The organism is Planktotalea sp., assembly GCF_039984035.1.
In the GTDB taxonomy this organism is placed as follows: domain Bacteria; phylum Pseudomonadota; class Alphaproteobacteria; order Rhodobacterales; family Rhodobacteraceae; genus Planktotalea.
Genome location: NZ_JBDWVM010000257.1, coordinates 1 through 9,136 on the forward strand (window position 1 = coordinate 1; position 9,136 = coordinate 9,136).

The following is a 9,136-nucleotide window of genomic DNA, read 5'->3' on the forward strand; positions in this document are numbered from 1 at the left end:
ATAATCACCGGACCCGTTTTCGGAATATTTGCGATTTGACTATCCGGCGTGTGCAGCTCAATGCCCATATGCCCCAATGCTTGCGCCCAGAAGTCTTGACCATCAGAAGCACCAGACTGCTCAAAGCGGCGAACGAGACGGATCAACGGGATTTTGCCCGTTAGCCACTCCATCACACGAATGACATTGGCTTTCCACGGGTTGGTAAAAGTGTTCGCATACGACAGCTTTCGCTTGTCATAGGGGGCCGGTTCGCTTGCATCGTTTACGCCTGTTTTAATGCCAGCCGGGCTCTGCACTTGATCTACCATGATTCAACTCGCTTCTGTCTGCCCCCGCTTCATACACAAAAACGGACGTGCTTAACAGGCTTCTCCAAAACGATCCGCAACCAGTGCCTCTAACGCCTCAGCTAGGGCCGCCGCGTCTGTGCCGCTCGTCTGCACTTCGATGCTCGTTCCTTTTGACGCGGCCAACATCAACAGCCCCATAATGCTATCCCCAAGCGCGCTCATCCCGTCGCGGCTTACTTCAGCAATCGCGTCAAACTCTTCGACGACCTCGACTAATTTTGCGGAGGCCCGCGCGTGCAAGCCCTTTTCATTGATGATTTTCAAGGTTTTGGTGACTGTCTCAGACATGAAACTCAGTCCTTTATTCAGACTTCTGAAATGTTTTGACTATTAATATACTTGCGCCCAGCGTCCTTCGCCGCGTCCACCGCATCCGACACAGACAGGTCTCGTGATTTAGCGAGTTTAATCAACATAGGAAGGTTCGCACCATATAGAATACGGCGCCCTTCCGGCTGACAGGCCAGCAATGACAAATTGGACGGTGATCCGCCAAACATGTCTGTTACGACCACTACGCCGTTTCCAACATCAACTGATTCTGCAGCGCTGCAAATTTCCGACTGTTTGGCAGAGCGGTCATGATCGGGCGCAATTGAAATGGCCATCACGCCTGCTTGCGTACCCACCACATGTTCGATTGCCGCGAGGTATTCTCGCGCGAGCCCGCCATGTGCAACGATCACTATTCCAATCAACAGCTAGACCTTTGATACAGTTTTCTACCTGCGCGATATCAAGGATTAAGCCCCTGCGCGCGTTCTAATTCTCGGTGCCTACATGACACCTGCCACCCAGCAAGCGCAAGAGTCTGCGCCACAACTTCCGTAACGGCAACCGAGCGGTGACGCCCGCCTGTACAGCCAAAAGCAATGGTGAAATGCGACTTACCCTCTTCCAGGTAGGCTGGCAACAAGCTCGTGCACAAAGCGCTAATTTGTTCGAGGAACGTTGCGTAGCGAGGATCTTCTCGCACATATGTCGCAACGCCGTCGTCACATCCTGTCAAGGGGCGCAAATCTGGATCCCAGTGAGGATTGCGCAAAAAGCGGCAATCGAAAACCATATCCGCCGAGCGCGGCAATCCGCGTTTGTAAGAAAACGAATGAACAGACACCGCTAAACGAAGCCCCTTCTCTACCGTAAACTGTCGCGTAATTTCTGCGCGTAGATCATGAGGGCTATAGTCAGAACTGTCGATCAAAACGCTGGCGCGATCACGTACCGATTCAAGAACTTGTTTTTCACGCGCGATACCGCGAAGCGGATCTTCACCACCTGCAAGCGGGTGACGGCGTCGAGTTTCAGAAAAGCGGCGCAACAAAACGTCGTCCGTACAATCAAGGTACAACACTTCGAATTCCAGATCAGAGCGCTGCGTCAGCTCTTCGATGGTTTCCAATAAGGCCGCTGTCGAAAACTCGCGATTTCGGGCATCGAGTCCAAGGGCTAGCGGGCGTGGATAAACCGGACCATTCAACAAACGAGGGAGCAAAGACAAAGGCATGTTGTCGATCGCCTCATAACCGCTATCCTCCAATGCATGGATCGCTGTAGATCGTCCCGCACCAGACGGTCCCGTCACCAAAACGAGCCTTTGTCGATCGACTTGGGAGGATGTGTCCGCAGTCATGTCTTTCGCTTTCGTTAAACCCTTAATTGATCGCTTGCCCTTTAAGATATTGTAAAAGCGCGAAAGGCAAACCCTCAATGCCGCAATTGTGAAAGAGGCGCAGGCTCGTACCACAAATGCTCATTTTGCGCTCATCTGGCAGTCGTTTCTCTTCCATCTCTGCGAGGTCCACAGCGCAAACCACTCGCGCTTGCTCAACGCTGTTGGATCGCAATATCCCAAAATTGCGCGCTTCTATTTGTCCAATAATCGCTGTTGGACAACTTACGAACAAATCCCCATCCACGCTGCGCACGTCACACTGATCATCTGCAACGAGGTCACATCCAAACGCGAGCATTTTCAACGCGACGCTCGATTTTCCAGAACCTGAAGGTCCGAGTAAAAGCACAGCTTGGCCTTGCCAAGACACAGACGTGGCATGAATACGCTTTATGGCGGTAGACGTCACCCCACCGCTCAGAGCGGAAGGCCGACAACAAATCGCGCACCCAAAGGTTCAGACGTTACATCAGCCGCCGTCGGGCGGATATTTTCTGCCCAAATCACGCCGCCATGTGCTTCGACGATTTGTTTTGAAATCGCGAGACCAAGACCTGAGTTGTTACCGAACTGTCCTTCAGGGCGTTCGGAATAAAAGCGTTTGAATACTTTACCGAGCGCTTGCTCTGGGATGCCGGGCCCCGTGTCTTCTACAACAATCAGAACGCGGCTTTCGCGCTGACGCGCCCAAACGCGGATCGCATCACCATCTTCGCAAAAGCTAATCGCATTCGTGATTAAGTTCACAAACACCTGTGCAAGACGCCCTTCGAGACCGGAAATCATAATCGGATCAGAGGGAAGATCAGCGATAAATTCGATACCTTCGCTCGAGGCTTGCTCGCCAAGGTATTCACACAGGTTATTCACCATGTAGAGAAGGTTAAAGCTTTCTTCGTCTTCTTTTACGAGTTCGCTATCAAGACGCGACGCATTAGAAATATCACTCACCAAGCGATCCAAACGGCGCACATCATGCTCGATAACTTGTAAGAGCTTTTCACGCTGATCTTCCCGCTTTGCAACACGCATTGTGCCAACCGCCGAACGCAATGAGGCAAGAGGGTTTTTGATCTCATGCGCCACATCAGCCGCGAATTGTTCATTGCTATCGATACGATCGTAAAGCGCAGCAACCATACCGCGCAGCGATCCTGACAAACGACCAATCTCATCTGGTCTCGCTGTCAGATCAGGAATGCGAATGCGCGCAGGGCTAACTTTGCCGTTGTCATTTCGGCGACCAACCTCAGCGGCCATCGCGAGGTCAGAAAGCGGGTTGGAGATCGTCGAAGCGAGAACGAGGCTCAAGCCAATCGACACAAGCGTCGCGATAAGGAACATTTGCAAAACGCGTTCACGTTCGCTTTTGACAAGATTTTCGATTTCACCTGAAGCACTGGCAAGGGCAACGATGCCAACATTTGAACCATTCAACATTATTGGTGTCGTGACAGTTAAAATGGCGCCGCCATCAGGGTTCAACCCCTTACCAACAAGGGTTTCGTTCGTGTTCGCACCTTGAATGAGTTCTAAAAATTGACTTTCCAGCGGGGCAATCTCGGCTGTGTCAGCATTGAAAAAGGGCGAAGTCGTAAAGGCCCAAAACCGCGATAAAGCGTCAACAATAATGGTTTTGCCTTGTTCCGTGCCAAGTTCCGCACTCAAATTAGCAGCGCTTCCCGTTGCATTTGCAAGAAGGGTGTCATCCGGACCGAAAACGAAAACTTCAACAGAGTTGCGCAAATCAAGATCGCGCAGGGTGTCTTCGATTTTCCCTTCGCTCCCGTCCAGATTGGTTTCGCCCAGCGCAACCATCTGCGCCTCAAACACATCGGCAACCAATTCCACTTCGCCAACCAAGGAAGCGGCGCGTTGCGAGGCCAAACTGTCACGCGATGCGTTTAGATAAAGAATACCAGCGACCAGCACGTTCAGCGCGATCAGGTTAAATGTAATAATTTTTCGTGTGAGCGGAGAGCGCTTCAGCGGGAAAAGACCCCGACGTGCGCGGCCATCGCGCACTTCTTGGTCAACGTTGTTGTCTGGCGCGATCCAATCATCGCCCAGAACAACATCCATTTCCTGTTTCGCGCGCGGAGCCCGTCTCGACGTCATTCGCTCGACCAGTGCCATTACTCTTCGTTGTACCTGTAGCCGATACCATAAAGTGTTTCGATGGCGGAAAATTCTTGGTCAACAGAGCGCATTTTTTTGCGCAGTCGTTTGATGTGGCTGTCAATCGTACGATCATCTACATAAACTTGATCGTCATAAGCAACGTCCATCAACTGATCGCGGCTTTTCACAAAGCCGGGGCGCTGCGCCAGAGCTTGCAAAAGCAAAAACTCTGTAACGGTCAAAGTCACGTCTTTGCCCTTCCACTTCACCGCATGGCGAAGAGGGTCCATTGTCAGCTCACCGCGTTCGATGATCTTGTTTTCGTCCGTTTCGGGAATTTCAACGCCGTCCTGAGCTTCCTGGCGCCGCAAAAGCGCGCGGATACGCTCCACCAACAAGCGTTGCGAAAACGGTTTTTTCACATAATCATCTGCACCCATGCGAAGACCGAGCACTTCGTCGATCTCATCATCTTTAGACGTCAGAAAAATGACCGGCATGGATGTTTTTTGACGCAGACGCTGAAGAAGATCCATGCCATCCATACGGGGCATCTTAATGTCGAGTACAGCCATATCTGGCAGCTTGCGATTAAAAGCATCAAGCGCCGATTGACCGTCGTTATAGGTTTCCACCTCAAAGCCTTCAGCTTCGAGAGTCATGGAAACAGACGTCAGGATATTCCTGTCGTCGTCCACCAATGCAATTTTGGACATGCCTGTTTTCCTTGTACTGCTCAATTACCAGTTATTTTTTCATCCTGTTTCGCCCGTTTCCCTTGCGTGATCAATCCCCTCACCCGAATCAGTAAGGTAAGCGTGACTTATTTGGCACCTAAAAGAGTTATTTTTCAGTTATTCTCACTTTCAAAACTGCCCAATTTACAAATCAAAACACATGATAGCGCTAACTGAAAAATGGTTGCGCTAACTGCGCCAAACCGTCCTGTTCATACCAGAAAAACGCATGTTAAGACGCGGTACCACCTCTGGGATTTGGGGGTAGTCGGTCGCAGAGAAGTCTCTGCGATTGTTAGATCAAGGCAGGCCGGTTGGCACTGCAACAGGAGAATTCTCATGACCACAGGACGGGTAAACCCTTCTTTCAAGCTCGAAGATCAAGGCATCACGGAGCTTGGGTCAGTTTATTATAACCTGACAGAGCCAGCATTGGTTGAGGCCGCTTTGAAGCGAGGCGAAGGCGAGCTTGGCAATGGCGGCGCTTTCCTTGTGACGACGGGCAAATTCACCGGTCGCTCCCCAAAAGATAAGCACGTTGTGAAAACCGCAGATGTTGCAGATAAAATCTGGTGGGAAAACAACGCCGAAATGTCCCCAGAAGGCTTTGACGCGCTTCACGCTGACATGATCGAGCACATGAAGGGTCGTGACTACTTTGTTCAGGATCTCGTCGGCGGCGCCGATCCAGCCCACTCTATCGACGTGCGCGTTGTCACTGAACTCGCATGGCACGGTCTGTTCATCCGCACGATGCTGCGCCGTCCAGAACGCGATATCCTCGATGACTTCACCGCTGATTTCACAGTCATCAACTGCCCATCCTTCCAAGCCGACCCAGAACGCCACAACTGTCGCTCTGAAACAGTCATCGCGATGAACTTTGAGAAAAAGCTCATCCTGATTGGCGGCACCGAATATGCGGGCGAAAACAAGAAATCTGTCTTCTCGCTTCTGAACTACCTGCTACCGGAAAAGGGCATCATGCCGATGCACTGCTCTGCGAACCACGCGAAAGGTAACCCAGTCGATACGGCTGTCTTCTTTGGTCTGTCAGGTACTGGCAAAACAACGCTCTCCGCCGATCCAGATCGCACATTGATTGGCGATGATGAGCACGGTTGGTCCGATCGCGGTACGTTCAACTTTGAGGGCGGCTGCTACGCGAAGACAATCAACCTCAACCCTGAGGCTGAACCGGAAATCTACGCGACGACGTCTAAGTTCGGCACAGTGATCGAGAATATGATTTACGATCCTGAAACCAAAGAGCTTGACTTTGAGGACGACAGCCTGACAGCCAACATGCGTTGCGCCTACCCGCTGCACTACATTTCCAACGCATCAGATAGCGCACTTGGTGGTCACCCGAAGAATATCATCATGCTCACATGTGATGCATTCGGCGTCCTGCCCCCCATCTCCCGCCTGACACCTGCGCAAGCGATGTATCACTTCCTGTCTGGCTTCACGTCCAAGGTTGCGGGCACAGAACGCGGTGTGACCGAGCCAGAACCAACATTCTCAACCTGCTTTGGTGCGCCTTTCATGCCCATGCGCCCTGAAGTCTACGGCAATCTGCTGAAAGATAAGATCGCTCAGCATGGCGCGACGTGCTGGCTCGTCAACACAGGCTGGACAGGCGGCGCATATGGCACAGGGTCACGCATGCCGATCCGCGCAACACGCGCCCTTTTGACGTCTGCTTTGGATGGCTCCTTGACCGAGGCGGAATTCCGCAAAGATCCGAACTTTGGCTTTGAAGTTCCTGTATCCGCACGCGGCGTTGCCGAAGTCCTTTTGGACCCACGTCGGACATGGGACGATTCAGCGTCCTATGATCGCCAAGCCGCGAAACTGGTACAAATGTTCGCCGACAACTTCGAACAGTACCTGCCTTTCATCGATGAAGACGTGAAAGCCGCTTCAATCGGCTAACGGCTGGTTCCACATGCGATGTGACATTAAACGCCCCTGAGACAATCAGGGGCGTTTCTTTTTGCGATCAAAGACCTAGATTGTCTGTAATGAAATGGATCATACTCTTTTGCAGCCTGCCAATGGTGGCGTTTGCCCAAGGCTTTGCAGGATTAGGCACAGAAGCGGAAGGCTTTGCTGTGCCAGAACGCGGCCACGAACTCTCCTTTCCAGACGATCATGGCCCGCATCCAGAATATCGCATTGAATGGTGGTATCTTACGGCAAATTTGCAGGATGCTGGCGGCGTTGAATATGGGTTGCAGTGGACACTGTTTCGCTCCGCGCTCAGCCCGAAAGTCGAAACCGGCTGGGCCGCATCGCAATTATGGATGGGCCATGCGGCCGTTACCACGCCAGACGCCCACTACGTCACAGAACGATTGGGGCGCGGAGGTATTGGACAAGCAGGTGTCACGCTGAACGACGGGTTTGAAGCCTGGATCGATGATTGGCATATGCGCGGCGCACTTGACCTCGACGCTCTCGATCTGGCAGCAAGCGGGCCCAACTTTTCCTATGATATGAACCTGCAGGCCAAGGGCCCGCTCACCTTGCAAGGCGACAAGGGGTTTTCAGTCAAATCCGCAGAAGGACAAGCCAGCTACTACTACTCGCAACCCTTTTATGAGATTGGAGGCACTTTGGCGCTGCCAAGTGGTGATGTAGCAGTCACAGGGCAAGCTTGGCTCGACCGAGAATGGTCATCGCAGCCCTTGGGAAGTTCGCAAAAAGGGTGGGATTGGTTCTCGCTCTCTTTAGAAAGCGGCGCGCGCATGATGGGATTTGTGCTGCGATCCGACACCGATGCGCCCTACACCTCTGCGACATGGATTGATGCAGACGGCACCACCAGCCCAATGCCAAACGGCGCGTTTAAAGCCCAAGCGTTACAATGGTCCGACGTCGCCAAGCGCCGCATTCCTACGCAATGGACCTTAAGCTTGCCCCAGAAAGATGTGGACGTCACGGTCACTGCACTTAACCCAGAGGCTTGGATGACGACCTCTGTGCCTTATTGGGAGGGACCAATTTCGATCAAAGGCAGTCATAACGGGCGCGGGTATCTGGAAATGACTGGTTACTAGGCCAGATTTCATAAACCCACCCCTCCTCTCTAGACTGTGATGATCAAGGCGCTAGCGCCGCGACCATGGAGCGTGTAGCACACATTCATGAACACGAATTTCCCATTCACCCGTGATCTGGTTCTCATTGGCGGAGGTCACGCACACGCGCTTTTGCTGCGCATGTGGGCGATGAACCCACTTGCTGGCACCAGAGTTACGGTCATTAACCCCGCCCCGACTGCGCCCTATAGCGGCATGCTTCCGGGCTTTGTAGCAGGGCATTATTCCAGCCAAGAGCTCTACATCGATCTCATTCGTCTCGCGCGCGCAGCGGGCGCGCGTATTATTCTCGGCAAGGCCATGCAAATAGATCGCGCAGCAAAGCAAGTGATCGTGCCAGATCGCGCGCCGATTGGGTATGATGTGTGCTCCGTTGATATTGGCATTACCTCTGGCATGCCTGAGCTGGACGGCTTTACGGAACACGCGGTTCCCGCCAAGCCGCTCGATGATTTCGCGCGGATTTGGGATGGGTTTTGCCGCGAAACTGGAAAGGCTGAGGTCGCAGTTTTGGGCGGCGGCGTAGCGGGTGCAGAAGTTGCGATGGCAGCCGCACATCGCTTGCGCGCTCATGGGCGCGATGCTGAAGTCAGCCTCATTGATCGCTCCACCGCTCTGTCCCGTCTCGGCACGCAAGCGCGGCGCAAAATTTTCAACGCTTTTGAACAGTTGGATGTACGTCTTCACGAAAACACCACCGTCACGCGGGTCAAGGCGGATCACTTAGAGGTTCAGAACGGCCCTAACATACCCGCGATGTTGACCTTGGGCGCTGCTGGAACCCGCGCCTATGATTGGATCACGCAGACCGGGCTTGCCTTGGAAAACGGCTACATTCGTGTCCTACCAACCCTGCAAAGCGAAACTGATCCTGATATATTCGCCGTTGGTGACTGCGCCCATCTAAGGCATGCGCCCCGCCCAAAGGCCGGTGTTTTTGCGGTGCGAGAAGCACCGTTCCTTTTCCAAAATCTACGCGCCGCGCTCACAAATGGGGCGATGAAAGACTATCACCCGCAGTCTGATTACCTCAAACTAATCTCTCTTGGGGGCAAGGTCGCGCTTGCCGAGAAACGATCCATCGCCCTTTCCGGTGCGATGATGTGGCGTTGGAAGGATCAAATTGATCGCAAGTTCATGGAT

General features: G+C 52.9%; 9 protein-coding genes and 1 pseudogene. 3 read left to right on the top strand and 7 right to left on the bottom strand.

The genetic code is table 11. The features are described 5' to 3' along the window. The 7 genes and pseudogenes from ABJQ89_RS11585 to ABJQ89_RS11615 form a co-directional block, all read right to left on the bottom strand. Positions 1-311 (bottom strand): annotated as a pseudogene (locus tag ABJQ89_RS11585) (acyltransferase); the annotation flags it as partial. Between the two features lie 51 nt (positions 312-362). Continuing rightward, the gene (locus ABJQ89_RS11590) at positions 363-641 is read right to left on the bottom strand and encodes an HPr family phosphocarrier protein (RefSeq protein WP_348496390.1); all 279 of its coding nucleotides are present in this window, start codon (positions 639-641) and stop codon (positions 363-365) included. Positions 642-658: 17 nt separating this feature from the next. Next, positions 659-1,051: a PTS fructose transporter subunit IIA gene (locus tag ABJQ89_RS11595; RefSeq protein WP_348496391.1), complete on the bottom strand. Its 393-nt coding sequence runs from the start codon at positions 1,049-1,051 to the stop codon at positions 659-661. A 38-nt stretch (positions 1,052-1,089) separates the two neighbouring features. Beyond that, a complete protein-coding gene (gene rapZ, locus ABJQ89_RS11600; RefSeq protein ID WP_348496392.1) occupies positions 1,090-1,986 on the bottom strand; it encodes an RNase adapter RapZ in 897 nt (298 codons plus the stop codon). Positions 1,987-2,008: 22 nt separating this feature from the next. Further along, the gene (locus tag ABJQ89_RS11605; RefSeq protein WP_348496393.1) at positions 2,009-2,437 is read right to left on the bottom strand and encodes a serine kinase; all 429 of its coding nucleotides are present in this window, start codon (positions 2,435-2,437) and stop codon (positions 2,009-2,011) included. An 8-nt stretch (positions 2,438-2,445) separates the two neighbouring features. Further along, a complete protein-coding gene (locus tag ABJQ89_RS11610; RefSeq protein WP_348496394.1) occupies positions 2,446-4,164 on the bottom strand; it encodes a sensor histidine kinase in 1,719 nt (572 codons plus the stop codon). Next, the gene (locus ABJQ89_RS11615; protein ID WP_348496395.1) at positions 4,164-4,865 is read right to left on the bottom strand and encodes a response regulator transcription factor; all 702 of its coding nucleotides are present in this window, start codon (positions 4,863-4,865) and stop codon (positions 4,164-4,166) included. Before ABJQ89_RS11615 ends, ABJQ89_RS11610 begins: the two co-directional genes overlap by 1 nt. Positions 4,866-5,225: 360 nt before the next feature. Here ABJQ89_RS11615 and ABJQ89_RS11620 point away from each other — a divergent pair, with 360 nt between their 5' ends. The 3 genes from ABJQ89_RS11620 to ABJQ89_RS11630 all read left to right on the top strand — a co-directional run. Beyond that, complete coding sequence (locus ABJQ89_RS11620; protein WP_348496396.1) at positions 5,226-6,824, top strand: phosphoenolpyruvate carboxykinase; 1,599 nt, start codon at positions 5,226-5,228, stop codon at positions 6,822-6,824. A gap of 89 nt (positions 6,825-6,913) precedes the next feature. Then, on the top strand, positions 6,914-7,951 hold the full coding sequence (locus tag ABJQ89_RS11625; protein ID WP_348496397.1) for a lipocalin-like domain-containing protein: 1,038 nt from the start codon (positions 6,914-6,916) through the stop codon (positions 7,949-7,951). Between the two features lie 87 nt (positions 7,952-8,038). Beyond that, on the top strand, positions 8,039-9,136 hold a 1,098-nt coding region (locus ABJQ89_RS11630; protein ID WP_348496398.1), incomplete at its 3' end, for an FAD-dependent oxidoreductase.

What these genes read in the sequence shown, in the direction of transcription:
- ABJQ89_RS11625 (WP_348496397.1), top strand. Translation starts at nt 6,914, where the DNA reads ATGAAATGGATCATACTCTTTTGCAGCCTGCCAATGGTGGCGTTTGCC.
- rapZ (WP_348496392.1), bottom strand. Translation starts at nt 1,986, where the DNA reads ATGACTGCGGACACATCCTCCCAAGTCGATCGACAAAGGCTCGTTTTG.
- ABJQ89_RS11615 (WP_348496395.1), bottom strand. Translation starts at nt 4,865, where the DNA reads ATGTCCAAAATTGCATTGGTGGACGACGACAGGAATATCCTGACGTCT.
- ABJQ89_RS11590 (WP_348496390.1), bottom strand. Translation starts at nt 641, where the DNA reads ATGTCTGAGACAGTCACCAAAACCTTGAAAATCATCAATGAAAAGGGC.
- ABJQ89_RS11610 (WP_348496394.1), bottom strand. Translation starts at nt 4,164, where the DNA reads ATGGCACTGGTCGAGCGAATGACGTCGAGACGGGCTCCGCGCGCGAAA.
- ABJQ89_RS11620 (WP_348496396.1), top strand. Translation starts at nt 5,226, where the DNA reads ATGACCACAGGACGGGTAAACCCTTCTTTCAAGCTCGAAGATCAAGGC.